The organism is Rhodovulum sp. HP10, assembly GCF_047553435.1.
GTDB lineage: Bacteria > Pseudomonadota > Alphaproteobacteria > Rhodobacterales > Rhodobacteraceae > Rhodovulum.
Map to the genome: position 1 here is coordinate 2829349 of NZ_CP180201.1, position 24130 is coordinate 2853478.

Consider the following 24130-nt stretch of genomic DNA (forward strand, 5'->3'; position numbering starts at 1 on the left):
GATGCCCGCGCGCCTATCCGGCCGAAGACCGGTAATCGGTCCCGTCCGCCGTCACCGCCGCCATCATGTCGTCCATCAGCGTCGGGTCGGCCGAATGCACCCGGTTCCAGGTCGGGATGAAGGGGGTCTCGGCCGGGTGGTCCAGAAAGACCTGCCCGGCCTCGGTGATGTTCCGGGCGAAAAGCTCGATGATGTTCTCCTCGGCATGCCGGTCGAGGCTCAGCCCGTTCATCCTTGCGTCATTGTAATAGCAGTCCAGAAGGTCCAGCGCCTCGCGGTAATAGGTGGCCTTCAGCGTGCGGAAGATCTCTTCGGAGAACACCGTGCCATCGGCCGCCAGCTTGCGGAAGATCGACTTGCAGATATCCACCGACATCCGCGACAGGCCGCGTGTGGCATCCTCGGGCGAGACCGGCTGGTGCTTGTGGTCATAGGCATCCGAGATCTCGACCTGACAGACCGAGCGCGGCGCGAGATTGCGCCAGGCTTCGGACAGCACCCCGATTTCCAGCCCCCAGTCCGAGGGGATGCGCAGATTGGGCAGGGTCGCGGTCCGGAGCGCGAATTCGCCCGACAGCGGATAGCGGAAGGATCTGAGGTAATCGAGGTAGTCCCGGTCGCCGATGGTCTTCTTCAGCGCCAGCAGGATCGGGCTGACCAGCAGCCGGCTGACCCGGCCATTGAGCTTGTCCCCGCCGATCCGCGGATAGAAGCCCTTGGCCAGCTGATAGGGGAAATTGGGATTCGCCACGGGGTAGACCAGCCGCGCCAGCATCTCGCGCGAATAGGTGACGATGTCGCAATCATGCAGCGCCATCACCGCGCTGTCCTTGCAGGCCATGAGATAGCCCATGCAGAACCAGACATTGCGGCCCTTGCCGGGGTCGCCCGGTTGCAGGTTATGCGCCTCCAGCCGGGCATGGATCGCCTGCATCCGCGGACTGTCCTGCCAGATCACCACATGGGTCTGCGGCAGCCGGTCGAAGAACTGCAGCGCATGGGCGAACTGCGCCTCGTCGGCCTGGTCGAGCCCGATCACGATCCGGTGCAGGAACGGCACCTCGGCCAGCTCGTCGAGGATCTTCGGCAGCGCGTCGCCTTCCAGCTCGGAAAACAGCGAGGGCAGGATCAGGCTGATCTTGCGGCTCTGGGCGAAGGTCGTCAGTTCATGAACCAGAAGCTCGGTCGGGGCCGACCTCAGGTTGTGCAGGGTGGCGACATTGCCGTTCTGATGAAAATCGGCCATTTGCGCGTCTCCTTGCCGGAGCGTGTCGCCCCGAAAATGGACAGGTGGTCCGGAAAAGGCCCGGGCCCGGAAAAAATGCGGGACCGTCAGATCCCGAAATCAGAGATAACCTGCCTCAGGGCCAGGTTCCAACCTTTCGGACCGGCCGCGGCGATCCGCTGGATCCGTCCGGTCTCCTCGCCCGCGAGCGGCGGCATCGGCGCGCGGTGCGGATTGGCGATGATGAAGCCCTGATCGGCCTGTTCCAGCATCTCGCGGTCGTTCGGCGCATCGCCCAGCGCCACGACGAAAGGCGTGGTATAGCGCGCCGCGATCTCGGCCATCTGCCCGGCCTTGCTGGCTCCGAAAGAAAGCGTCAGGAACCGTCCGCCCTCGCGGCCGCTGACCCCCTGCGCCTGCAACGCGGCCAGGAACGCCGACTTCTCGGTCTCGCTGCCCGACCAGATCCCGGGTTCGGAATAAAGCCTCCGGGCGGCCAGCGCGGCGGCCTCGGGTGCAAGCCCCGTCACCTCGGCAATCCAGGCCGTGCCACCGTCGCCGAACCCCTTGAAGCACCTCCGCAGCGGGGCGGGCACCTGGCTCAGCGCGCTGCGAAGCGCGCGGTAGCGACCGCCGGTCCGGGGCGCTTCGGCGTCCGGTTCGAGACGGCCCGAGCCGTTCTCGACAATCGCCGGATAGGCCGAGAGCCCCAGCTCTGTCCGGAGCGGGGAGATTTCGGCGGCGGTCTTCGACGAGGCGAGGATCACCGGCACCCCGGCTGCGCGCAGGGCTCTGAGGGCCGGGGCGGCCTCTGCGTGGGAATAGGTCTCGTGATCCAGAAGCGTGCCGTCGAGGTCGGTGAAGATCAGCAGGGCAGGGCGGGGCATCGGCATTCTCTGTCGGCGGGTCGGGTTCGGGATACGCTGCGGGGCGGGACTTGGCCAGTACGGGGACCCTGTCCCCGTTAATGTGACAGGCGCATGTCAGAGCGTTGCGGAAAGTCCCGCCATGGCGGCAACGGACCGCCGGTCGTCCGCGTCCGGGTTTTCCCGGCGGGTCTGCAATGTTACGTCGGAAGGGATGCCGCAGGAGGAAATGTTCCGATGTCCGATTCCGTTTCCGACACGTCTTCCGGGTCCGGCAGCTCCTGGCCTCCGGGCGGCAGGGACCGCCTCCTCGAGGCGCTGCAGGCCGACCACATGCCCGATCTCGGCCATGTCGACATGGCGGGGCTTCTGCAGGATCCGCGGCTCGGAACGCGCGCGCTGGTCTCGTCCTTCGGCACCGAAAGCGCGGTCTTGCTGCATTATGTCACCCGGATCCTGCCGCAGATCCCGGTGCTCTTCATCGAGACCGGACGGCATTTCGACGAGACGCTGGCCTATCGCGACCGGCTGGTCCGGCTGTTCGATCTCAATCTCGTCGAGGTCCGTCCCGATCCCGCCATCATCGCCGCCGAGGATCCCGATCGCCGGCTGGCGGAGGAGGACCCGAACATGTGCTGCCTGCTGCGCAAGACCTTTCCGCTGGCGGATGCGCTCGCGGGGGTCGAGACCTGGATCTCGGGGCGCAAGCGCTACCAGGGCGCGACCCGCGCGGCCCTGCCCGCGATCGAGCGCGACGGGACGCATCTCAAGGTCAATCCGCTGGCCTTCTGGCACCGCGCGGATCTCGACGCCTATTTCGTCGCCCATGATCTGCCGCGCCATCCGCTGGAGGCCAGGGGGTTCCGCTCGGTCGGCTGCGCGCCCTGCACCCGGGCGGTCCGGGCGGGCGAGGATGCGCGGGCCGGGCGCTGGGCCGACAATCCCGACAAGACCGAATGCGGCATCCATCTCGGCCCCGACGGGCGCTTCGTGCGGCGCCGTCCGGCCTGAGCCGGGGCTGAGCCGCGCGAAGTGGCGGGGCTTTGGCGGCCTGACCGGTCTCGGCTGTCTTTGCCTGCATCCGGGTCGGGATCTCGACGGGAATGTCTCGCTGGCGGCCCCGCGTCCAGACGTGCATGTCGAATCTCCGGATTTCCCGTCCGGTCCGTTGGCCGCGATCCGTCCCGAGACGGGCATGCTGACCCGGTCGGCGCGCCGGAGGACGGCCTCCATGTCATGCCTGACCATGAGGATCTGAGCCCCGCGTTTCAGATGCCCGAGCCACCCGGTCCTCTCGCGGATGCCCTCGGGGTCGTCGCGGCCGTGGGTCCGACCGGGGCGAAGGCGCGGGGCGCGCAGACCGGCGTCATCGCCGGATCGCGCCGCCGCCAGAGGGTCGGTCGGCCACCCGGTCTCGTCACGCAAGCCCGGCCCGGGCAATCGGGGCCGGGCCCGGAGGCGCGGACGGCCGAGGGCGGCAGGCAATGGCCCGCGCTTCCGCGACGGCCTGCGTCATGTTCTTCGGTGCCCTGCCATTCGCAGATCGGGCGATGTGCCGACCGCGGCTGGCCAGCCCGGGCAGGGGCGCCACTGTCCGTTGGACGGGTTCAGCCGGATCTGATCCCTGTCGCGGCAAGGCCTGCCCGCGATCAGGCCCATGAGGGGCGACCTGCGGGGTGGGTCTGTGCACGGCTCACACCGCAGCCTGATCGAGGCCAGGTTGAGGGCCGTCAGCACGCCCAAGGCAAGCTGCAGCTGTCGGAGGTCCGGTGCCGGCTCTGTCATGAGGCGCGGCCCCTCCCGCCAGCGGCCCGGTCAGGCCGTCTCCCATGAAAACGACAACGCCTCGAACGGCCTGTGAGGATGGCTCCTGCATGGCAAGCGGGAAATGAGGGTCATGCATCCGTTCGGAAGCGGTCCTGTGCCCGGCCTGTTTGCGCGGTCTTGCAACCTCTGGCCTTGATGGTTTCCGCGTCCCGGGGCCCTGTCAGCTTTGCTGGCCATAGCGCCCCCGAAGTCCGGCGGGTTCCCCCGGTTTCGCGGCTGACGGGGCTCCATCATCTCGTCGGTCATGCGCTCTTCAAGGCCGGGCGTCCCGGATCAGGCAGCCTGCGGCGAGCAGGGCCAGCCGCGTGTCAGGACAACCCGGATGACCCCGGCCGTCCTGTTGGCCGTCGAGATCGTCGCCAGCCGGAACCGCTTTCGCTCCGGCAATTTTCGCGGCCACGGATCGCCCTTGTCCGGCCGAACCTTCAGCCGGACCACAGGGGGCGTTATGCCCACGACGCGCAATTCCCGGAGACACCGGCCCCATCTTCGTGATCCTGCCGAGCCTTTCCTTCGCCGGAGTCGTTTCCGGGCGTCAGTCCGAGCGAGCCCGCAAACTGCCGTTCGTTGCGGAACTGCCCTCCGCTGCCGATGCTCGCCAAGATGGCAGAAGCCGTCACCGGTTTCCCCTCCGGAATGGTCCGCAGCAATTTCATCTGCCGGTCTGCACGCGTGATGGTCTCCAGCCGCATGTCAGGCCGGCGCATGAGAGGACCGCTCGACAGGAGTTGCCCGGAGAGGAGGCGCAGGACATCCGGCCCGATCTCGGGACTATCCGGGGCCGAACCGTCGGCGACATCTTTCGCGAAGCCCGTCATCTTCGCCAGACCCTGAGGCAGGACTATCCCGAATTCCGCCAGCCGTCCGCGCAGCATGTTCACCCGCTGCGGTCCCTGCCGCCCCACGCGTTCCCGCCGTCCGGTGCAGGCCTGGCAGGGCCTGCCGGTCTTCCGGCTTCACCTGCACGACGCGCATGGTCGGCCGCGCCACGGCCTCGCGAGGCTCGCTTCCGCATCTTGCGCGGCCCCACTGGGGCCACGTTCCGGCTCACCGTCTGATTTGCCCCGCTTCACGTCGGGTTTGACGTGGATCAGCGGGATCGGCCGCACTTCCTGTCCCTGCTTCGAGAGCTCCCGCGCCCGATACTGGCCCGACGCACCGGCTTCCTGCCAGATCAGGTAAGGGGCGGGGCGCTCGAAGAACGCGGGCCGCTCTGCCCTGCGCAGCGGCTTGTTGAAGACGACCTCGCCCGCTGGGGTGATCCCGTGAACCTGGAAGAGCTTCCCGGCCGGATCCGGACCGACTGTCGTAACCGTCAGATGCTTGGCTTCTTTCGCAGCAGGCAAGGACATCTGCACGAGGGCGCATTGCGATGCCGGGCGAGCAGGGGCCATCCACCCCACCCGCTTTGGAAAGACGTCCCGTGGCCGCTGAGCGCGCCCCGGGGGGGATCGGTATAAGATTGCCCGGGCCTGCACGATTTCGGTTGCGTCCCCCGGCAGGCCGGGAGCGTGTGCTTCGGTGGGGGGGCAGGCTCGGTGGGGCGACGGCCGGGGCTACCGACTGGCGAGAGCCCCGGCGAGGCCGAGAAGCGCGTCGATGTCGAGATGGGTTTCAAGATGGGCGGCCAGCCTGTCAAGCGTGTCCTCGACCGTGGCGTCATAGCCTTTGCTGCCGGTTTCGACCCCCAGCCCTGCGAGCCAGGCGCGGCGGAAGCCGTCCTCGGAGAAAAGCCCGTGCAGATAGCTGCCCGCGACCCGCCCATCGGCCGAGATCGCCCCTTCGGGTCGGTCGCCGATATGGACGAAGGGGCGCGCGCGGTCGGGCCCTTCGGTCGCGCCGATATGGATCTCGTAGCCCGAGACGGTGGCGCCGGTTGCGGCATGGGTGGCCGCGATCCGGGTCAGGGTCTTGTCGGCATGCATCACCGTCTCGACATCGAGAAGTCCAAGGCCCTCGGTCACGCCCGGCGGACCTTCGAGCCCCTCCGGATCGGCGATGCGGCGACCGAGCATCTGATAGCCACCGCAGAGCCCCAGCACCTGCCCGCCCCGGCGCAGATGTGCGGCAAGGTCGATATCCCAGCCCTGGGCGCGCAGGAAGGCCAGATCGCCCCGGGTCGATTTGGTGCCGGGCAGGATCACCAGATCGGCATCGCCGGGCAGGGCGCGGCCCGGTGGCACCATGCTCAGCCGGATGCCGGGTTCGAGCTTGAGCGGGTCGAGATCGTCGAAATTGGCGATCCGCGACAGCATCGGGCAGACGACGTGAAAGCTGCCCCGGCCCGCGCCGCCCAGATCCACGGCATCCTCGGCAGGCAGGCGGCAGGCCTCGGGAAACCACGGGATCACGCCGAAGCCGGGCCAGCCGGTGCGGGCCCCGATCAGCCGGTAGCCATCGTCGAAAAGCCGCGGATCGCCGCGGAACTTGTTGATGGCAAAGCCCCGGACCATGGCCAGATCGCCGGGATCGAGCACCGCCTGCGTGCCGACGATCTGGGCGATCACGCCGCCCCGGTCGATATCGCCGATCAGCACCACCGGCACATCCGCGGCCCGGGCAAAGCCCATATTGGCGATATCGCCCGCGCGCAGGTTGACCTCGGCCGGGCTTCCGGCGCCCTCGACGATGATCAGGTCACGCCCGGCGGCCAGCCGGTGGAAGCTGTCCAGCACCGGCGCCATCAGTTTCGGTTTCTCGGCGGCGAAGGCGCGGGCGCGCAGCGCGCCCCGGGCCCGGCCCTGCACCACCAGTTGCGCGCCGGTATCGGTTTCGGGTTTCAGAAGGACCGGGTTCATGTCGGTCAGCGGCTCGAGCCCCGCCGCCCTTGCCTGCAGAGCCTGCGCCCGGCCGATCTCGCCGCCATCTGCGGTCACGGCGGCATTGTTCGACATGTTCTGCGGCTTGAACGGCGCAACCGACAGCCCGCGCCGAAGCGCTGCGCGGCAGAGCCCGGCCACCAGAAGCGACTTGCCCACATTCGAGCCGGTGCCCTGCAGCATGAGTGCGCGTGTCATCGGTGGGGCTCCTGTCTCGACCGGGCGCCGGTTGCGGGCGTCGCGTCATGGGTATTTGGACCAGGAAGAAGCTGCAAGCGTATCGGGGCTCAGTCGGGCGCGGTGGCGGCGTCCGCGTCCCGGCGGCGGGTCATCTCGGCCAGGGCGCGGAGCGCATAGGGGGTGCCGCAGACCCAGTCGGGGCCGGAAAAGGCGGGGGCCGCCGCCGCGGGAAGGGCGCGGAGCGCGGGATGGGCCAGGATCTCTTCGGCGCGCGAGGTTTTCGGATAGGGGCGTGAGAGGATCAGCAGCTCGGGATCGGCCATCACCAGTTCCTCGAGCGCGAGATCGAAGCCGCCATGGCGACCCTGGGCGGCCTGGTCGGTGCGGGCGAGATTGGCAAAGCCCGCACGGGTGAGGATGTCGTCCGCAAGCGTGCCCTCGCCCTGGGTGTAGCCGTTGGCATAGAAGAAGGCGGCCAGCGGCCGGGGCGGGCCGCTCTGCGACAGCCGGGCGAGGTCCTGTTCGAAGGCGTGGGCGAGCGCCTCGGCCCGGGCCTCGCGGCCCAGGAGCCGTCCGGTCTGACGCAGCCGGTCGGGGATCTCGTTGAGCCGGGTCGTCAGGCCGATCCGCGCGACCCGGATGCCCAGGCGTTCGAGCATGGCGAGGGTCGCCGGGTTCGAATAGGTACCGGCCAGCACCAGATCGGGGCGCATCAGGAAGATCTCCTCGGCGCCGCCGGTATTGGCGGGATAGGCGCGGGCGGCGCCGGCCATGGCCGAGTTCATCGGGTTTGCGGCCAGGTCGCTGACCGAGACGAGCTGGCCCGGGCCCGCGACCAGCATGGCAAGCTGGTCGGTGCAGAGATTCATCGACACCACCCGCCCGGGTGGGTCGGCCAGCGCCGCGGTCCCGGCAAGGGCGAGGGCCGCGGCGAGCCGGATCGCGCTAGAAGGAGGCACGCAGACCCACATAAAGCGCCCGGCCCGTGGTGTTGTAGTGATAGGTGCCGCCAAAGGCGACGGCCGAGTAGAACTCCTCGTCGAAGAGGTTTTCGACCCTTGCATAGGCCTCTGTGGCGTTGCCCAGCGCGTAGGTGACCTGGGCTGCGGCAAGCCCGGCATCGGGCAGAGAACCGTAAGGGTCGAGGCGCCCGGCCACATATTGGTACGAGACATCGGCCGTGAGCCGCGACGTCACCTCGCTACTGACGCCCAGCAGAAGATCGTGGAGCGGGACGCGGTCGAGCCGTTCGCCTTTCCAGCGCACGTCGGTATAGGTGTAGCTGCCGTAAAGCGCGGTCGCAGAGGTCATGTCGTAGCGGCCGGACAGTTCCAGGCCCTGGCTGCGGGTGGTTCCGTCAAGCTGGCGGTAGCAGCCCCAGGCATAGCTGCAGATGGCGGGGTCGGCCGCGCCATAGTCGATCTTGTCATCGATTTCCGCAAAGAAGGCGGTGGCTTTCAGGAACCCGTCGCCCGACAGGCGTTTTTCAAGCCCGATGTCGAAGCTGGTGCTGGTTTCAGGGTTGAGGTCCGGGTTGCCGACCGTGTCGCCGGTAATGGTGCCGTAAAGTTCGTAAAGCGCGGGGACGCGATAGCCGGTGCCCAGAGAGGTGCGGAAGATCAGGTCGGGCTGGAGCCGCCAGGCCAGCGCGGCGCGGCCGGTCACCTGATCGTCAAAGCTAGAATAATCATCGTAGCGCAGCGAAAGCGACAGATCGATGTCGTCGGTCGCGGCCTGGCGAAGCTCTGCAAAGAGCGCGCGGTTGATGACCGAATAGGTCTCGCCGTCAAGCGTGGCCTCGTCCTGCTTCCAGTCGGCGCCGAAGGACAGGTCGGTCCCGGCCGCCAGAGAGGCCGTTCCGAGGTAGCTGGCGGCCCGGCTGGTGCCATCATAAAGGGACGTCCCGAAACTCGAACGGTAGCTGCGCTCGGTCTGCGTGCGCGCCAGCGACAGTTCGTTGTCGACCGCTCCGATCGCGAATTGGGCGAAGGCGCGCAGGCCTTTTCGCGTCGCCTCCGATCGGGTGATCGGGTTCGTGTCGGTAACGTCGCTGTCATAGTCCGAGTTTCCGTCGGAATAGAATCCCGAGAAGCCCAGCCGAAGGGTGTCGGTCAGATCGTAGGCGGCATTGAGCGAGACCGAATCTTCGTCAAAGCCGTCCGCTTCGTCATTGCCCGACAGGGTCGAGAAGCCGTCGGTTTCGACATGCGAGACCGTGGCCGAGATTTCGCCGCGTTCGGTCTTCTGGCCAAGGCTCAGACCGGCAGAGTAGCTGCCATAGGTGCCGGTTTCGACCGTGGCGCGCCCCGAAAAGCCCAGTTTTTCCGGTCTCCATGTGGTGATGTCGACAACGCCCGCGATGGCATTCGCGCCGAAAAGCGCGGATTGCGAGCCCTTCAGCACTTCGATCCTGGAGAGCAGTCCGGCGGTCAGGGTGCCGAAGTCGAGCGCGGCGGGGGTGCCCGAGGGATCGGCAAAGCCCATCCCGTCGATCCGGGTCGCGATATAGCCGTTTCCAAGCCCGCGAATCCGAAGCGTGGCGGTCTGCCCGAGCCCGCCATTCTGCGTGATCGACACGCCCGGCAGGGTGGCAAGGGTCTGGCCCAGATTCTGACCGCCTGCGGCGATCTCGCTGCTCTCGAGCGTCTCGACCGTCGCGCCGGTCCGGTTGGTGGCGATGGGCGTGAGGCTGGCGCTGGCGGTGATCTCGTCCAGCATCAGGCTGGACCGGGCTTCCTGGGCAAGGGCGGGCAGGGGACTCAGCGCGGCGAGGCCGAGCGTGAGGCAAAGGGCAGGTCTGGTCATGTCGGTTCCGTCCCGGTCTCGGGAACCGCCGCGGCGGGCGGTCCGTCCTTCGTGGGGTCCTTGGAAAGACATGCCTCCCGCAGACGGTGATGCGTCACCACTGCGGATGGACCGCCGCCTGCGCCGCGCCCCGCGGACAGGCTGGGTGATCGTCCTGGCAGGTCTCCTGGCTTGCGGGTCGTCGCTTGGCTGGCCTTCCCGGGGCGGACCCCAGTGGCACGATCAGCCGCGCTCGCCGCTTACAGTTGCGGGGGCAGCCGCGGAATTGAGCCGACGATGGCCGCACCGCGTTCCCTTTTCATCGCCCGTCGCCGGGCGAACCAAGACAGTTTTCGGTTAATCCGGGCCTCCGGACCTGTCAAGCGGGACGCCGGGGCGGCAGGCCGCGACGATTGCGGCCGGTTCGGTGCCGAGCGTCAGCAGCAGCGCGGCCTCGCTGCCATGGGCGACCCGGACCGGCAGCAGAGCGAGGGACGGCGGCGCGCGCAGGATCGCACAGGCGATCTCCGGTTGGGCAGCGGCGGGCAGGGCGGGCTGCCCCGGCGTGGTGAAGCCGGTCAGTCTGTGGCTGAGGTCCGGATTGCCGATCGCGTCGACGATGCGTCAGGCGCGCAGCCGGAGCCCGGCGGTGGTCCGGGCTCCGGCATGCCCCCAGCGGGTCGTCGTCGGCGGGGGCTGCCCCGGCCGTCCTGCCGGGGTCGGACGGGGTGGCGGGTCCGGGAGAGCTCCGGTCACGCCGGGCGGCCGCGCGGAGCGCCCTGACCGGACAGACGGTCTCAGTCGGGGCGATCAGGAAGGCCGGTGGTGTCGTGGCGACCGGCGGATGGGCGGCGACAAGGCTGCCGACCGGGTCCTGAAAGGCGGCAAGAGGCGGCGCGTCGCGGTCGCCCTGCGCATCGGGCGGTTCGGCCGATGCGCGGCATATGACGGCGCACGACCAGCCGCCGGTTCTTCTGGCCGTTGCCAGCGGCGCGCGTCACCTCGCGTGGCGGGATCGTCCCGGAGATTTCGGTCAGCGGGGCATCGGGCTGGCTTTTGACGCCGCCGGTTCCGGAGCTGTCGCAGAAGGTCTCCGCGCCTTCAGGGGAATGGGACCGGAGATGTCAGCCTTATTCGCTGCGCCGCGTCTGGTGCCGGGCGGCTGCGGTCGCGATCTCGGCGATGGCCTTGCGCCTCTGAGACAGCGCGGCTTCGACCCCGGTATCCGGTCCGACCAGGGCGCAGAGCGCTTCGTCGGGATCGCGGGACGCCCGCACGAAAATCTCGATTTCGCCATAGCGCATCGGCGTGGCATCGCGGGGCAGTTGCCCGATGCCGGAGGCCTCGGTCAAGGCGGTGGCTTGATCGTCCAGACTCAGGGCGCCGCGGAGATAAACTGCATAGAAATATGCGCGCGGCTGGGGCTTTTCGGCCCGAGGCCTCGGCCCCAGCCGCGTCGGAAGGTCGACGAATGCGATGGCGCGGCAACCGGGAATTGGCGTCTTCATGGCTTGAATGGGAACGGTGAAGGGCATCTGTGGAGGGCGTCTCCGAAATTGCGGGGTCCGCCGGGGCCATGGGGCCGACCGTTCAGGTCGGGCGCGGCGCGTGGCCCGAGCACTCGTTGCGGCCCGGATGCGGGCGGCGGATGCGGCTTGCATCGACCTGGTCCGGGCGCGGGCGGCACCGTCCGGGGCGCAAACCGATAGGCCGGAAACGGGGGCAGCGGTGGAGCGACCAGCGACACGCCAGGCTGGGTCGAACCGCATCGGTCCCGCCTCCTGAGGGGCCCGCCGCCGATCCCGCGCGGGATCGGCATCAGGGCAGGGCCGAGCGCCTCTGCCCCGCTTGCCGCCCAGCCGGACGAGGCGCCGCGCGCCGCGGTCGGCGCGATCGGCAGGACCTCCGCGAGAGGCCCGGCGGTTCTGCGTTGTACCGGGTGCAATACCCGCTTGCGGTTGCTTTCGGAGGCGCGCCTGTCGAACCGGGTCGGCAGCAGCAGGCTCGATCCGCCCGGATGGGGGGCGACGAGCTCCCAGATCGCGGCTTCGGACCAAGGGCGCGAGGCCTAACAGGGTGCTGAAATAGTCGATTGGTCGGAACGGCTTCCTCCGTTCCTGCCATTGCGCTGCTCCTCTCCGCCTTCTTCCCGCCACGCGGCATGCTGGTCGGGGGGCTCCGCCCTCAAATCGCCAGTATTCGCGGCAGCCGGGCAAGATTTGCCGCCGCCAGGGCGAGGATGAAGCGGGACCGCACCCGCTCCACGCCGCGACAGGCCGTCTGCGCCGCGCCTCCCACCGTCTTGGACCAGCCGAAGAGTTCCTCGATCCGCTTCCGGTGCTTCTGCGACAGCGCATAGCCATTGTGCCGGGTGGTCTGTCCGTCGATGGCGGAGGACCGCGCCTTCTGCGCGACATGCGGCGTGATGCAGGCCTGCCTGCAATCGGCTACGAACCCGGCGGCGTCATACGCCTTGTCGGCCCCCGGGGGCAGCCGCCTGGTCGACCCCGGCGACTGCCGGTGCATCATGTCGAGCGCCGCCTTGCGTTCGGCACGGCCATCCGCGCGGGTCAGGTCGCCCTGGACGGCCAGCCCGCTGCGGTTCTCCATAAGTGCGCCCGATGAAGCATAGCATCGCGCCGGTGCCCGGAGATTTCCGGTAGAGCCGTGCATCCGCATCTGTCGTCGAGGCATGCGTCGCGTTCGTGCGCTTCTGACCCCGGAAATCGACTTCGGCATTGCGGCTGGCGGGAAGGGGCATCTGGCGGGTTTCCGGATCGGGCCGCGGGGAGGGGCTTTGCGGGGCGGCGTCCCCTGCCAGAGGATCGCCGGGATCGCCATCCTCTTTCGGCCGGACGCTCTTCATCGAGGCCAAGGCTTTCACCAGCGTGCCGTCGACCGAGAAGTGGTCGTCCGAAAGCAGCGGCGCGACCTCACGGTGGGCCAGGATGGCAGCCATCACCTTGCGTGACATGTCGGTGGTCAAAAGGCGGTCGCGGTTCTTGCTGAACACGGTCGGGACCCAGACCTGGTCGTCGATGCCAAGCCCCACGAACCAGCGGAACAACAGGTTGTAGTCCAGCTGCTCCATCAGCTGCCGCTCGGAGCGGACGGAGTAGAGGATCTGCAGCAGGCTCGCGCGGATCAGGCGCTCCGGCGCGATCGAGGGACGGCCGAAGTCAGTGTAGAGCACCTCGAATTCTGCATCGAGGCTGGCGAGCGCGTCATTCACCACCTGACGGATCTTCCGCAGCGGATGCCGGGCGGGGATGCGCACCTCGAGATCGACATAGCTGAACAGCGATCCGCTCGTCTCGTCTGCACCGCGCATGCCTGTATCCGCCGTTGATCCCCGGCGGATGAATCATGTTCTGCAACCGGCGTCGAGGTACGACTATTTCAGCACCCTGCTAAGGCGCGAAGCAGCACCATGTCATGCCATTTGCGGCGAGGCCGCGTATTCGCAGAGGTCCCGGCCGATCTCCGGGGCCGGGATGGCAGGCAGGTCGATCAGCTCGCAATGCCTCGGGATCTCGGCCTCAGTCTGTATCTGGATCGGCTGGGTATCGGCGTCCGAGAGGCCGGACAGGCCGACAAGATCGGCCGGCGCCGGTCGGTCGCGGTCAGGGGGCTGGTTGCTCCGGTGCCCCGGTCCGGTTGCGCAAAACCCGAACGGGACGGGCCAGTTCCCCGCCCGATCGGTGATTGCGGGGCCAGGGACCTGCTTTTCCGGACCGCCGGGCGGTGCGGGCGCGGCGGACGGGGGCAAACGATGTCATGGACGATGCCGGTCGGGTTCGGGCCTGAAAAACCGGCCGTCCCGTCCGTCCCGGGGCCGTCAGCTCGCCGCCGCTCCGGGCGACAGGGGTTTCGACATGCTCCGCCCGCCGGTCTATAGAGGGGCACTCGCCACGGGGGCGGGCAAGGCGAGAGGTTGGCGATGGCGCGGATCCTGATCGTTTCCAGCTATGTGGCTTCGGGCCATGTCGGGCTGTCGGCCGCGACCGCGGTGCTGCAGGCGCTTGGCCATGAGGTGACCGGACTGCCCAGCGTGGTGCTGTCAAACCATCTTGGCTGGCCGCATGCGGCGGGCGGGCCGCTGCCTGCGGGCGAGCTGCGCGAGATGGCGGCGGCGCTGCGGGCGAACGGGCTCTTGGCGGGCCATGACGCGGTGCTGATCGGCTATCTGCCAAGCCCCGAACATGTCGCCTTCGCCGCCGATCTGGTGATGGAACTGCGTGCGGCCGGGACGGCGCCACGTGTCGTCATCGACCCGATCCTCGGCGATGCGCCGGGCGGGCTTTACGTTCCGGCGGCGGTGGCCGAGGCGGTCCGCGCGCGGCTGGTGCCGCTGGCCGACACGCTGACCCCGAACCATTTCGAACTGAGCTGGCTTGCCGGTCGGGCATTGCCCGATCTCGAGGCCACGGCCGGGGCGGCGGCGGCTCTGGCGCCGGAAGTGCTGGTGACCTCGCCGCCGCTCGGCCCCGAGGCCACCGGCGTGCTGGCGGTGCGGGGGCGGCGGGCAGAGCTGTTCAGGACCCTCCGGCGGGGCCGCGTGCCACATGGGGTGGGCGATGCCTTCGCGGCGATGATCTCCGCCGGGCTCGCCCCGGGCGAGGCGCTGGGCCGGCTGGATGCGCTGGTTCTGTGCAGCATCGGCGCGCCCTGTCTGGCGATTGCAGGTGCTGCGCCGCGCTGGAGCTCGGCCCCGGCAATCATGCCCGAGCCGCATCCCTGACAGGGCGCGCCAAGGGGCCCGGCTTCGCCCGTCAGGCGCCGGAAGCCTGTGTCTGCCCGGCCCCGTGCAGTTCCGCTCAGCTCAGCGCGGCACGAAGCCGGACCAGCGTCGTTTCGAGCCCGCCATTCGTATCGATCCGGCGCCAGCCGATTCCTTCGGTGCCATGGGCAAGCTGGGTTTCGAGCACGTCCAGCGTGGCGTCAGAGGCGCTTGCGCCCCGCGTCGCGATCCGCTCGCGCAGCCGCTCGGGCGGGGCTTCGAGCCAGAGCGTGTCGACCCGAAGCCCGGCGAGCCGGCCTTCGATCTGGGCCCGGTGCGCGGCGGTGTCGAAGACCGCGCCAAGGATGACCGTGGCGCCGCCCTGGGCCAGCGCCCGGCTGCGGGCCGCGATCCGGGCATAGACCTCGTCCGAGACGCCTGGGGCATAGGCCTCCTGCGGCAGATGCTCGGTCGCCTCGACACCGAACATCGCCTTGCGGGTGCGGTCGCTCTCGACGATGCGGGCGCCCGGGGCGGGGCCCAGATGCGGGGCGAGCCGTTCGGCAAGCGTGGTCTTGCCGCTGCCCGACAACCCGCCCAGCACCACCACCCGGCCCTGCGCGGGGCTCTGCAATTCGCGGGCCAGCTCGAAATAGGTCCGCGCCTGCGCCGTCCGGGCCGGATCGTCGCCGGCCGCGGTTGCGCCGACATGGGCCCGGACCTCGGCCCGGACCGCCATCAGGAAGGGCAGCAGGCCATGGGCATCCTCGGCCCCTGCGGCGTCGAAATATCGGTTGGCCACGCGGTTGGCGATCTCGGGCAGGCCGCGATGCCACAGGTCCATCAGCAGGAAGGCGAGGTCGTAGGCGACATCGACGGTGGCTAGCGCGTCGTTGAAGTCGATCGCGTCGAACAGTTCGGGGCGGCCGTCATGGCGCACGATATTGGCCAGATGCAGATCGCCATGACAGAGCCGGACCAGCCCCTGCGCGCTGCGCCGGTCGAGCCGCCCGCGATGGCGCCGGAAGACGCGGCGGAAGGACTCGTCGAGCGCGGCGACGGCGGCGGGGGCGAAGACCCGGCTTGTGGCAAAGCCCGCCCGGTTGATGTCGAGCACGGCCGCCATCCGCGCGGCGCCGCCGGGATGGCGGCGGACCGGCGCCCGGACATGCATCGCGGCCACCGTCCGGGCCAGATGTTCGGCATCGGCCCCGGTCAGGTCGCCGGCCTCGGCCACCCGGTCGAGAATGTCGTCCTGCGAGAAGCGCACCATCTCGACCACGGCATCGACCAGCGGCCCGTCGCCATCGAAGGCAAGCCCGTCCGCCTGTCGGGTGATCCGCCGCACCCCCAGATAGATCCCGGGCGCGGTCGGCCGGTTCAGGGCGAATTCCTTCTCGCAGGTCCGAAGCCGTATCCCGGGCGTCGAGAAATCGGCATAGGGCAGGCGTACCGCGCGCTTCAGCTTCCAGGCGCGGTCTCCGGCCAGGAAGATGCGCGAGATATGGGTTTCGATCTCGCGCGGCGGTTCCGGTCCGCGCGTCTGTGCGCGCAGGAAGGCCGTGACCTCGGTCTGGTCGTCCAGGATCATGGGGCAGTCTCCTCGGTGTCGAGCCTAGACCCGGTGCGTGAGGCCGAACAGGGGGCGAATCCGCCCGGTCGGGGCGGCCCTTCTGCGCGTCCCGGCCGCGCGGCCCCCTTGGCCCGGGCGCGCTTTCCGCTAATTGCTGACGGAAGGGGCCGGTTCGGGCGCCGTGAACGCGAGGGGAGGGCCGATGGCCGCCAGCACGCAAAAGAAATACGAGGACCGCATCGCCGAGCACGAGCTCGAGGCGATCGATGCCAAGGCGCCGATCCGGGCGCTGGCGCTGTTCGAGTCGATCCGCCGGGAGGGCGCGCATGAGCTTAACCGCCCGGCCTCGGCCCTGGCGCTGTCGGGACTTACGGCGGGGCTTGCGATCGGGTTCTCGGTCTTGTCCGAGGCGCTGCTGCGGACCCATCTGCCCGACGCCCCCTGGCGGCCGCTGATCGAGAATCTCGGCTATTCCGTGGGCTTCGTGCTGGTCATCCTCGGTCAGCTTCAGCTGTTCACCGAGAATACCATCACGGCGGTCTGTCCGGTTCTGGACGATCCGCGGCCCCGGGTTTTTGCCAGCCTCGCCCGGCTCTGGTCGCTGGTGCTGGTCACCAACCTGATCGGGGCTGCGGCCTTCGGCTGGGTGCTGCATGCCGGCACGGTCTACGAGCCCGAATTGCGGGCCGCCGTGGTTGCGCTGTCCGATCACGCCACCGGCTATGGCTGGTGGGAGACCGCGGTCCGGGGCATCGGTGCGGGCTGGCTGATCGCGGCGCTGGTCTGGGTCAAGCCGAATGCGCGCAACTCCGAACTGCTCCTGATCGTGCTGGTGACCTATCTGATCGCGCTGGCCGATTTCTCGCATGTGATCGCGGGCACGACCGAGGCGGCGGTGATGGTCTATTCCGGCGGCATGGGCGCGTTGGAGGCCCTGGGTGGCTTCGTTCTACCCGCGCTTGTGGGGAACATTCTCGGCGGAACGGTATTCTTCACCCTGCTGACCTATGCCCAGATCCGCAGCGAACTTGTGGGCGATCCGGATGCCGGGAGAACGCGATACTGACGCCCATGAATTCGGAGCTGTCTTCTGGCCGGTCTTCGGGCGTGTCCCGCGCGGCGGATGGCCGGGGCTGGGGGTGGGGCCGGTTTCGATCCCGGCCCTTTCGGGCGGCGTGTCCAGGGCGGGCTAGACACCCTCGCCACGGCTGCTAACTATCGGCAGGCGAACAGTAAGGAGACGCCGAAATGGCCGATGGAAGCAGAACGGGCGGCGCGTGCCGCAGTGTGGTCATCAACGGGTTCACGAACAGTGTGCTCGACCCCGATGCGCCGATGCTGGGGCCGGTCGAGAATGGCGGGACGATCATCGCCAACACCGCGCCCGGGTGCTGGGGGCCGATGATCACGCCCAGCCTGCGCGGCGGCCATGAGGTCACCCGTCCGGTCGCGGTCGAGGGCGCCGAGCCGGGCGATGCCCTCGCGGTCCGCATCCGCGACGTCACCGTGACCTCGCTGGCGACCGCCTCGGGCCATGACAGCTCGCCCGAGGGGTTCTGCCTCGGCGATCCCTATGTTGCCGCGCGCTGCCCGACTTGCGATGCGCTCTGGCCCGAGACCCATCTCGAGGGCATCGGCGGGGAAGCTGTGCGCTGCAATGTCTGCGGCAATCCGGTGACCCCGTTCTCGATCGTGCATGGCTATACCGTCGCTTTCGACGACACCCGCAGTGTCGGCGTCACCCTGCCGAGCGACGCGGCCGAGACCATCGCCCATGACGCGCCCCATTACGCGGCGCTGCCCGATGCCAGCCGTCAGCATTCGATCCTGGTCTATGCGCCCTCGGACATGCCGGGCGCGCTGGTCCGGATGCGGCCTTTCCTCGGCCAGCTTGGCACCTGCCCCTCGAAGGCGATGCCCGACAGCCACAACGCGGGCGATTTCGGCGCCTTCCTGGTCGGCGCGCCGCATCCCTATGCGCTGACCCCCGAGGAACTCGCCCAGCACAAGACCGACGGCCATATGGATATCGACGCGGTTCGTCCCGGCGCGATCCTGGTCTGCCCGGTCAAGGTCAGGGGCGGCGGGCTTTACATGGGCGACATGCATGCCGGTCAGGGCGATGGCGAGATCGCGGGCCATACCATGGATGTGGCGGGCAGCGTCACGCTGCAGGTCGAGGTGGTCAAGGACTATCCCATCGATGGCCCGGTGCTGTTCCCGCTGGCCGAGGACCTGCCGCCGATGGCGCGTCCGTTCAGCGATATCGAGAAGGCCCGGGGCGCGCGGCTGGCGCGGCGCTGGCATGTCAATGCTCTGGAAGAGGTCGCGCCGGTTTCGGTGATCGGCACCGGTGCCAACCTGAACATCGCCATCGAGAACGGGCTGGAGCGCGCGGCGAAACTTCTCGACCTCTCCGTGGCCGAGATCCGCAACCGTGCCACGATCAACGGTGCCATCGAGATCGGACGGGCGCCGGGGGTGATCCAGGTCACCTTCCTCGCGCCGCTCGATCGGCTCGATGCGGTCGGGCTTGGCGGCTATGCGCGCGAGCAGTACGGGATCTGACCCCTGACATCCCGGAGCGCGGCCCTTCATCGCGCGCTCCGGGGCCCGGCATCTTACCGCGGCCGGCCTGTCCGGCCCGGCCTCGCCCGCGCCGCATCCGGCATCTTTGCCGGGGCGAGGTTCCTTGTAGGGAAGCACCGATGCTGTCTCGGCCCGGCCCCGGGTTTCAACACCCTCCTGTCCAATGGAAGCGCGTGTCTTTCGACGCGATGCCGCGGTTGCCGTTCCGGGCGCGGCGCCATACCCGCTTTCGACAAAAGTCCCGATCTCGTTTCTTTATCCGTTCCGGCCAGCATGCTGCAGGACGTGTCCCCGGCTGCCATGCGACCTGTCAGGGGTCATGCTTTCCGCGTGGCACCGAGTCCCGATCCCGACCGCGAGCTTCGCGGCCCCGCAAGGCGGCTTGGGCTTCCGGTGAGCGTATCGGTGGTGCTATCGCGAAGCCTGGCTGTCAGCGCGTCGTCAGAGCTTCGTTCCGACATCGGGAGGAGAGACAGGAGGCATTTTCAGGCACCCGGGGGCGGTTGCGGTTGAACCGCGCGGATTGCAGGCCTGACGGCTCTGACCCGTGCATCTGGCTCGGCTGTCGCCCTTGGCCGGACGGTGCCGAGGCGCGGGCCGGCCTGCACAGCCTGCATCCTAGCGGAAACGGCGCCGATATTCGGAGGGGGACAGGCCGACTTCTTTCTTGAACGCCTTGCCGAAATAGTTGGCATCCTGGAAGGACAAGTCGAGAGAGACGTTCGTGATCGGCAGGTCGCTGTCCTGGAGCAACTGCTTGGCGCGCTCGATGCGCTGGGTCTTGAGGTAGGAGATGAAGGTCACGTCCATCTCCTTGCGGAACAGACGGCTGAGATAGCAGGGGCTGATCTGCGCGAAATCAGCCGCATCCTCCAGCGTCACGCCCTTGTGCAGGTTTCGTTCGATATAGTTCAGCACATCCTGGATCCGGCCCGAGGCATGGGCGCCGCCGGATTCGTTGGCCTCGAACAGCACATCGGTGATCTGGCAGAGGATCTCCTGCACCTGGAAATGGCTGTGCATGTCGAGCCGCTGTGTTTCGAGCGTGTCGACTTGACGGGCGAGGGGGGCAGGCAGATCAAGCCCGCGCCGCTCGACCATCTGCAGCATGATGCGCAGGAATTCCAGCACGGCGCGGCGCGGCGAGGCCTCGCGCTGGGCGTATATCGCTTCGAGATGGCGGCGCACCAGCGCCAGGCATTCGCGATAGGCGCTCTGGTCGACGAGGGCCGCGATGCGGTCGGCGACAGGCGGCTCGGGGGCGCGGATCGAGTCGGGCGCGGGCGCGGGGGCCGTCACGGTCCAGGCGTCGGCGGCGCGCGCGGCCACAGGTTCATGCTCGGTGAGGCATTCGCGCACGGCCTTGATCAGATCTGCGGTACGGACCGGCTTGAGCAGGAAATTGTCGGCCTTGAGGTGAATCGCGCTCTGCATGAGCTCGAAATAGTCATAGGCCGTCAGAATGATGACCTTGGTCTGCAGGCCGCGATCGCGCAGGGTCTGGATGATCTCGAGCCCGTCCGGACGCGGGATCTTGATGTCGACCAGAACCAGGTCGATATGCTGGGCCTCGATCAGGGCCATCGCCTCGGTGCCGTTGCGAGCCTCGCCCACGATCCGGCCATTCTCGAGGTTCTTCTCGAGGATGCTGCGCAGCGCGCGGCGCTCCAGCTCCTCGTCTTCGATGATCGCGATATCGAACATGGGATCGGTTCCTTACTCCTGCCGCGCCCGGGCCGTGGCCTCGTCGAAGCCGGTCGGCAGCCGCAGCCGCACCAGGGTGCCGCGCCCGTCGCGGAACGGGCTGACGATTTCCAGGCCGTGGCCATCGCCGAAATAATGCCGGAGGCGGCTGTCGACATTGTGCAGGCCGATGCTCTTGCGGCCGCCCCGGTCGGCTGTCCCGGCCAGCACCGCGATCCGGCGTTCGGCCGTGATGCCCTCGCCATTGTCGATGATGTCGACGATCACGTCCTGACCGTCGCGATAGGCGCTGATTTCCACCAGACCGCCGCTTTCGCGCGGTTCGATGGCATAGTTGATGCAATTCTCGACGATGGGTTGCAGCACCATGAACGGGCAGGACACTTCGGCCAGCTGCTCGGGGAGGTCGATCGTGAAGCTGAAGCGGTCGCCCAGACGCAGGCGCAGCAGGAACAGATAGTTCCTGACATGGTCCATCTCGGAGGCGAGCGGCAGGAACTGGGTCCCGCTTTTCTTGAGAATGTAGCGCATCATGTCGGCGAAGGCATGCACCGTGCTTTCGGTCTGCTCGGCATCCTCGATCAGCGCGAGCCGGCCGATGGTATTGAGGACGTTGAACAGGAAATGCGGGTTCACCTGATAGGACAGGGCCTGCAGTTCCGCCTCGCGGAGCAGGCGTTCCAGTTCGGCGCCGCGCTTGGATTCCTCCATCAGCCGCAGGTTCTTGGCGTAAAGCTCCTGGGTGACGCTGTTGGAATAGCTTTGCTCGACGATATGCGAGGCGATGTAGAACAGCGAATAGGCCGCCGAGCGCAGCCGCCCGTAGGAAATCTCGCCGATGTCATGATACAGCGCCATCAGGCGCGGATCCTCGCGCCAGGACGCCTCGACCGGGAACAGCCCCGAGAGATCGATGAGATCGGGCGCCATCTCGCCGGGCCGCATCTTGACCTGGCCGCAGATCACCGCGCCCAGATACTCGCCCCGCATGATGATCGGCGCAGCGAAGTCGACAAGGCCCGCATGGCATTTGTAGATTGAGGGATCGCCGGTCGAGAGCGCGGTGCGGCCACCCACCGCGTCGCAGTGATAGCAGCGCTCGCGCCATTTCGGATGGTGCCGGATTGTGTCGCAGAAGGAACTGAAGCCGCTTGGCTTCGTGACCGGCTCGCCATCGGGATCGACGATCACCATGGCGACGCCCACCGCCGCGCTGAAATTGTCCTGCACCTTTTGCAGAGTGTCGATGTTCATCAGATCGACAAGGCGCTGGTGGCGGGCGGCTTTCTCCTCGGCGGTCCTGGAACCGCCGAGAGGGAAAGAGGCATTTTTAATGTATGATTTCTGATCGACTTCGGACGTCAGTTGAAAGCCTTCTGCAAGGCGTCCGCACGATCCGTCTGCTCCCATGGGAACCCCTCTGTGTCCCGCCCGAAATGCCCGTATGCCGCCGTCTTCTCGAAGATCGGCCGACGAAGCTGCAAGATGTCGATCATGCCCGCCACGGAAAGCGGAAAGACCGACCGGACCGCTTCTTCAAGCTTTCCGGTATCCACCTCGCACCCAGAAGGTAAGGTAATCCCGACCATCTCGGGAAGTAACTGACCTATCGCAAATGCGAGCGAGACTTCACAACTTTGTGCGATTTCTGCAGCAACGATATTTTTCGCGATGTAGCGGCACATATAGGCAGCCGTGCGGTCGACCTTTGTCGAATCCTTGCCCGAGAAGGCGCCGCCGCCATGGCGGCCGATGCCGCCATAGGTGTCGACCATCAGCTTGCGGCCGGTCAGCCCGGTATCGGCGGCGGGGCCGCCCAGCACGAAGCGCCCGGTCGGGTTGATCAGCACCCGTGTATCGGCGCGCAGCCAATGACCCATCACCGGTGCGATCACCTCTCCGATCAGGCCGCGCAGCATCTCCTCGCGGTCGATCTCGGGGTCGTGCTGGGCCGAAAGGACGAGACTGCGCAGCACGGCGGGCCGGCCGTCGGCGCCGGTCTCGAAGGTGACCTGCGCCTTGCCGTCGGGGCGCAGCCAGGGCAGCCTTCCGGAATGGCGCACCGCTGCCAGCCTTTCGGTCAGCCGGTGGGCGTAATGGATCGTGGCGGGCATCAGCGTCGGCGTCTCGTCGCAGGCAAAGCCGTAGAAGATGCCCTGATCGCCAGCGCCGATCTCGGCATCGCGCGACACGCCCATGGCGATGTCGGGCGATTGTTCATGCAGGTCGGTCAGGATGAAGCAGCCCTCGGCATCGAAACCCAGCGCGGGATCGGTATAGCCGATCCGGCGCAGCACGCCGCGGGCCAGGGCGGGCACGTCGACATGCGCGGTCGAGGTGATCTCGCCCGCGATATGCAGCGTGTTGCCCGAGGCCAGGACCTCGGCGGCGACACGCGCCATCGGGTCCTTCGCGACATAGGCATCGAGGATGGCGTCCGAGATCTGGTCGCAGACCTTGTCCGGATGGCCTTCGGTGACCGACTCAGAGCTTGTGCAGGTTGTCATGGCCTTCGCCTCCTTCCAATGCGGGGTGTCCGGTGCGGTCGGGGTCAGCCCCCGACCACGCAGGTCAGTCCGAAGGATTGGATTGCCTCGACCAGCGGCGTGACCGTTTCGGGTTTCATGTTAGGGGTGTCGCCCATCGGATAGGAGCGGCCGAGCAGCGAATACTTGTTCTCGCCATAGGTGTGGTAGGGCAGCAGGTGGACGGTATCGACGCCCGGCATCAGCTTGGCGAAGCGGGCGACCGCCTCGGCGGCCTCGATGCTGTCATTGACGCCGGGCACCACCGGGATCCGCACCACGGTATGGGTCAGCGACGAGATGCAGAGCGCGTTTTCCAGGATGATGCGGTTGTCGACGCCGGTATTGGCGACATGCGTGTCGGGGTCGATCGACTTCATGTCGAGCAGCACATGGTCGACATGGGGGATCACGTCGCGCACGATCTCCCGCGTGGTGTAGCCCGTCGTCTCCATCGCGGTGTTCCAGCCCTGTTCATGGCAGGCCATCAGCAGTTGCTTGGCGAATTCATGCTGGAACAGCGGCTCGCCGCCGGACAGCGTCACGCCGCCGCCCGAGCGCCGGTAATGGATCGCGTCCTTGCGCAGTTCCTGCATCACCTGGGTCACGCTCATCTTCTTGCCGGACATGCTGAGGGCCTGGGTCGGGCAGACGGTCGTGCAGGTGCCGCATTCGATGCATTTCGAGCGGTCGACAAAGCCCGGATTGGTCGGTGCCAGCGCCTGGGTCGGGCAGACCGGCACGCATTGGCCGCATTTGATGCAGCTCGAGGCACGGAAGAAGAGTTCGGGTTCGGGATTCTGGCTTTCGGGGTTCGAGCACCAGCGGCAGCGCAGCGGGCAACCCTTCAGAAAGACGATGGTGCGGAGCCCCGGGCCGTCATGGATCGAATAGCGTTGAATGTCGAAGACCGTGCCTTCGCAGGAATAGTCGATGTCGGTCATCTGGTGGTTCCTTCCGTGTATCTTGAGACCTGTTCATCGGTGCAGGTCAGAAGGCGGGGCTTTGTGCCGCCTCGATTGCCGCCATCGCCATCCGCACGGCCGAGGTCTCGCCCAGCACCGCCAGAGTGGTGGTGGTCTGCGGGCAGGAGCCGAACAGCTCGACCGTGTAGACATTGGCCGTCTTTCCGGCCAGGTCGGCGTAGTAGAAGAGATCAGGGACGGAGGTCTGGACAAAGCCGATCGCCGAGATCGGATTGGCCTCGATCCACTTGCGGGTATGCGGAGCAATGCGCCTCGTGAGCATATCCATGATATTCTCTTGCGGCGCGTTGATGATCCTCATCATGTGCATGGTCCCGTTTCCCCTGATCTCT

The 24130-nt window shown here is 67.9% G+C and carries 18 protein-coding genes, 1 pseudogene and 1 riboswitch; of the genes and pseudogenes, 4 read left to right on the top strand and 15 right to left on the bottom strand.

All coding sequences use genetic code 11. The annotated features are described in order from the left end of the window. Nucleotides 1-13: 13 nt before the first annotated feature. On the bottom strand, nucleotides 14-1246 hold the full coding sequence (locus ACK8CO_RS13355) for a glycosyl transferase (RefSeq protein ID WP_080617399.1): 1233 nt from the start codon (nucleotides 1244-1246) through the stop codon (nucleotides 14-16). Between the two features lie 86 nt (nucleotides 1247-1332). Then, nucleotides 1333-2112, bottom strand: a complete 780-nt coding sequence (locus ACK8CO_RS13360; RefSeq protein WP_414896934.1) for an HAD-IIB family hydrolase — start codon at nucleotides 2110-2112, stop codon at nucleotides 1333-1335. A 216-nt stretch (nucleotides 2113-2328) separates the two neighbouring features. Here ACK8CO_RS13360 and ACK8CO_RS13365 point away from each other — a divergent pair, with 216 nt between their 5' ends. Beyond that, nucleotides 2329-3102 (top strand): phosphoadenylyl-sulfate reductase, encoded by a 774-nt coding sequence (locus ACK8CO_RS13365; protein WP_414896935.1) that lies wholly within the window; start codon nucleotides 2329-2331, stop codon nucleotides 3100-3102. A gap of 1262 nt (nucleotides 3103-4364) precedes the next feature. On the opposite strand, the gene ACK8CO_RS13370 is transcribed toward ACK8CO_RS13365, so the two are convergent. From ACK8CO_RS13370 to ACK8CO_RS13400, 7 genes and pseudogenes are all read right to left on the bottom strand, one after another. Next, entirely contained in the window at nucleotides 4365-4793 is a 429-nt protein-coding gene (locus ACK8CO_RS13370) for a transposase (protein ID WP_414899025.1), read from the bottom strand. Nucleotides 4794-4874: 81 nt separating this feature from the next. Next, entirely contained in the window at nucleotides 4875-5312 is a 438-nt protein-coding gene (locus tag ACK8CO_RS13375) for a hypothetical protein (RefSeq protein WP_414896936.1), read from the bottom strand. A 162-nt stretch (nucleotides 5313-5474) separates the two neighbouring features. Next, complete coding sequence (locus tag ACK8CO_RS13380; protein ID WP_414896937.1) at nucleotides 5475-6935, bottom strand: cobyric acid synthase; 1461 nt, start codon at nucleotides 6933-6935, stop codon at nucleotides 5475-5477. Nucleotides 6936-7024: 89 nt separating this feature from the next. After that, on the bottom strand, nucleotides 7025-7888 hold the full coding sequence (locus tag ACK8CO_RS13385; protein ID WP_414896938.1) for an ABC transporter substrate-binding protein: 864 nt from the start codon (nucleotides 7886-7888) through the stop codon (nucleotides 7025-7027). After that, a complete protein-coding gene (locus tag ACK8CO_RS13390) occupies nucleotides 7863-9722 on the bottom strand; it encodes a TonB-dependent receptor plug domain-containing protein (protein ID WP_414896939.1) in 1860 nt (619 codons plus the stop codon). The genes ACK8CO_RS13385 and ACK8CO_RS13390 overlap by 26 nt, the downstream gene beginning before the upstream one ends. A 138-nt stretch (nucleotides 9723-9860) precedes the next feature. Further along, a riboswitch (cobalamin riboswitch) is annotated at nucleotides 9861-10062 on the bottom strand. A 769-nt stretch (nucleotides 10063-10831) separates the two neighbouring features. Beyond that, on the bottom strand, nucleotides 10832-11053 hold the full coding sequence (locus tag ACK8CO_RS13395) for a hypothetical protein (RefSeq protein WP_414896940.1): 222 nt from the start codon (nucleotides 11051-11053) through the stop codon (nucleotides 10832-10834). A gap of 832 nt (nucleotides 11054-11885) precedes the next feature. Beyond that, nucleotides 11886-13032 (bottom strand): annotated as a pseudogene (locus tag ACK8CO_RS13400) (IS5 family transposase). A 609-nt stretch (nucleotides 13033-13641) separates the two neighbouring features. On the opposite strand from ACK8CO_RS13400, the gene ACK8CO_RS13405 reads away from it, so the two are divergent. Continuing rightward, nucleotides 13642-14442, top strand: a complete 801-nt coding sequence (locus tag ACK8CO_RS13405; protein WP_414896941.1) for a pyridoxal kinase — start codon at nucleotides 13642-13644, stop codon at nucleotides 14440-14442. A 76-nt stretch (nucleotides 14443-14518) separates the two neighbouring features. Here the strand turns inward: ACK8CO_RS13405 and ACK8CO_RS13410 are convergent, their stop codons facing one another. Then, nucleotides 14519-16012: an AAA family ATPase gene (locus tag ACK8CO_RS13410; protein WP_414896942.1), complete on the bottom strand. Its 1494-nt coding sequence runs from the start codon at nucleotides 16010-16012 to the stop codon at nucleotides 14519-14521. Between the two features lie 184 nt (nucleotides 16013-16196). Here ACK8CO_RS13410 and ACK8CO_RS13415 point away from each other — a divergent pair, with 184 nt between their 5' ends. Both ACK8CO_RS13415 and ACK8CO_RS13420 read left to right on the top strand, forming a co-directional pair. Beyond that, a complete protein-coding gene (locus ACK8CO_RS13415) occupies nucleotides 16197-17060 on the top strand; it encodes a formate/nitrite transporter family protein (RefSeq protein WP_414896943.1) in 864 nt (287 codons plus the stop codon). Nucleotides 17061-17242: 182 nt separating this feature from the next. Continuing rightward, nucleotides 17243-18562, top strand: a complete 1320-nt coding sequence (locus tag ACK8CO_RS13420; RefSeq protein ID WP_414896944.1) for an acetamidase/formamidase family protein — start codon at nucleotides 17243-17245, stop codon at nucleotides 18560-18562. A 639-nt stretch (nucleotides 18563-19201) separates the two neighbouring features. On the opposite strand, the gene ACK8CO_RS13425 is transcribed toward ACK8CO_RS13420, so the two are convergent. The 5 genes from ACK8CO_RS13425 to ACK8CO_RS13445 form a co-directional block, all read right to left on the bottom strand. Then, nucleotides 19202-20287, bottom strand: coding sequence for a response regulator (locus ACK8CO_RS13425; protein ID WP_080617388.1), 1086 nt, complete (start codon nucleotides 20285-20287; stop codon nucleotides 19202-19204). A 12-nt stretch (nucleotides 20288-20299) separates the two neighbouring features. Further along, a complete protein-coding gene (locus ACK8CO_RS13430; RefSeq protein ID WP_080617387.1) occupies nucleotides 20300-21541 on the bottom strand; it encodes a PocR ligand-binding domain-containing protein in 1242 nt (413 codons plus the stop codon). 107 nt (nucleotides 21542-21648) lie between these two features. Then, nucleotides 21649-22794, bottom strand: a complete 1146-nt coding sequence (metK, locus tag ACK8CO_RS13435) for a methionine adenosyltransferase (RefSeq protein ID WP_414896945.1) — start codon at nucleotides 22792-22794, stop codon at nucleotides 21649-21651. Nucleotides 22795-22838: 44 nt separating this feature from the next. After that, the gene (locus ACK8CO_RS13440; protein ID WP_080617385.1) at nucleotides 22839-23756 is read right to left on the bottom strand and encodes a glycyl-radical enzyme activating protein; all 918 of its coding nucleotides are present in this window, start codon (nucleotides 23754-23756) and stop codon (nucleotides 22839-22841) included. Between the two features lie 46 nt (nucleotides 23757-23802). Beyond that, nucleotides 23803-24066 carry a BMC domain-containing protein gene (locus tag ACK8CO_RS13445; RefSeq protein WP_231119143.1) on the bottom strand — a complete coding sequence of 88 codons (264 nt, stop codon included), beginning with the start codon at nucleotides 24064-24066 and terminating at the stop codon, nucleotides 23803-23805. Between the last annotated feature and the right edge of the window lie 64 nt (nucleotides 24067-24130).

Bases quoted from the DNA above. Each gene is read 5' to 3' on its own strand.
- ACK8CO_RS13360 (WP_414896934.1), bottom strand. From the start codon at position 2,112: ATGCCCCGCCCTGCCCTGCTGATCTTCACCGACCTCGACGGCACGCTT.
- ACK8CO_RS13385 (WP_414896938.1), bottom strand. From the start codon at position 7,888: ATGTGGGTCTGCGTGCCTCCTTCTAGCGCGATCCGGCTCGCCGCGGCC.
- ACK8CO_RS13425 (WP_080617388.1), bottom strand. From the start codon at position 20,287: ATGTTCGATATCGCGATCATCGAAGACGAGGAGCTGGAGCGCCGCGCG.
- ACK8CO_RS13440 (WP_080617385.1), bottom strand. From the start codon at position 23,756: ATGACCGACATCGACTATTCCTGCGAAGGCACGGTCTTCGACATTCAA.
- ACK8CO_RS13370 (WP_414899025.1), bottom strand. From the start codon at position 4,793: ATGCTGCGCGGACGGCTGGCGGAATTCGGGATAGTCCTGCCTCAGGGT.
- ACK8CO_RS13405 (WP_414896941.1), top strand. From the start codon at position 13,642: ATGGCGCGGATCCTGATCGTTTCCAGCTATGTGGCTTCGGGCCATGTC.
- ACK8CO_RS13430 (WP_080617387.1), bottom strand. From the start codon at position 21,541: ATGAACATCGACACTCTGCAAAAGGTGCAGGACAATTTCAGCGCGGCG.
- ACK8CO_RS13410 (WP_414896942.1), bottom strand. From the start codon at position 16,012: ATGATCCTGGACGACCAGACCGAGGTCACGGCCTTCCTGCGCGCACAG.
- ACK8CO_RS13375 (WP_414896936.1), bottom strand. From the start codon at position 5,312: ATGGCCCCTGCTCGCCCGGCATCGCAATGCGCCCTCGTGCAGATGTCC.
- ACK8CO_RS13420 (WP_414896944.1), top strand. From the start codon at position 17,243: ATGGCCGATGGAAGCAGAACGGGCGGCGCGTGCCGCAGTGTGGTCATC.
- ACK8CO_RS13365 (WP_414896935.1), top strand. From the start codon at position 2,329: ATGTCCGATTCCGTTTCCGACACGTCTTCCGGGTCCGGCAGCTCCTGG.
- ACK8CO_RS13355 (WP_080617399.1), bottom strand. From the start codon at position 1,246: ATGGCCGATTTTCATCAGAACGGCAATGTCGCCACCCTGCACAACCTG.
- ACK8CO_RS13390 (WP_414896939.1), bottom strand. From the start codon at position 9,722: ATGACCAGACCTGCCCTTTGCCTCACGCTCGGCCTCGCCGCGCTGAGT.
- ACK8CO_RS13415 (WP_414896943.1), top strand. From the start codon at position 16,197: ATGGCCGCCAGCACGCAAAAGAAATACGAGGACCGCATCGCCGAGCAC.
- metK (WP_414896945.1), bottom strand. From the start codon at position 22,794: ATGACAACCTGCACAAGCTCTGAGTCGGTCACCGAAGGCCATCCGGAC.
- ACK8CO_RS13445 (WP_231119143.1), bottom strand. From the start codon at position 24,066: ATGGATATGCTCACGAGGCGCATTGCTCCGCATACCCGCAAGTGGATC.
- ACK8CO_RS13380 (WP_414896937.1), bottom strand. From the start codon at position 6,935: ATGACACGCGCACTCATGCTGCAGGGCACCGGCTCGAATGTGGGCAAG.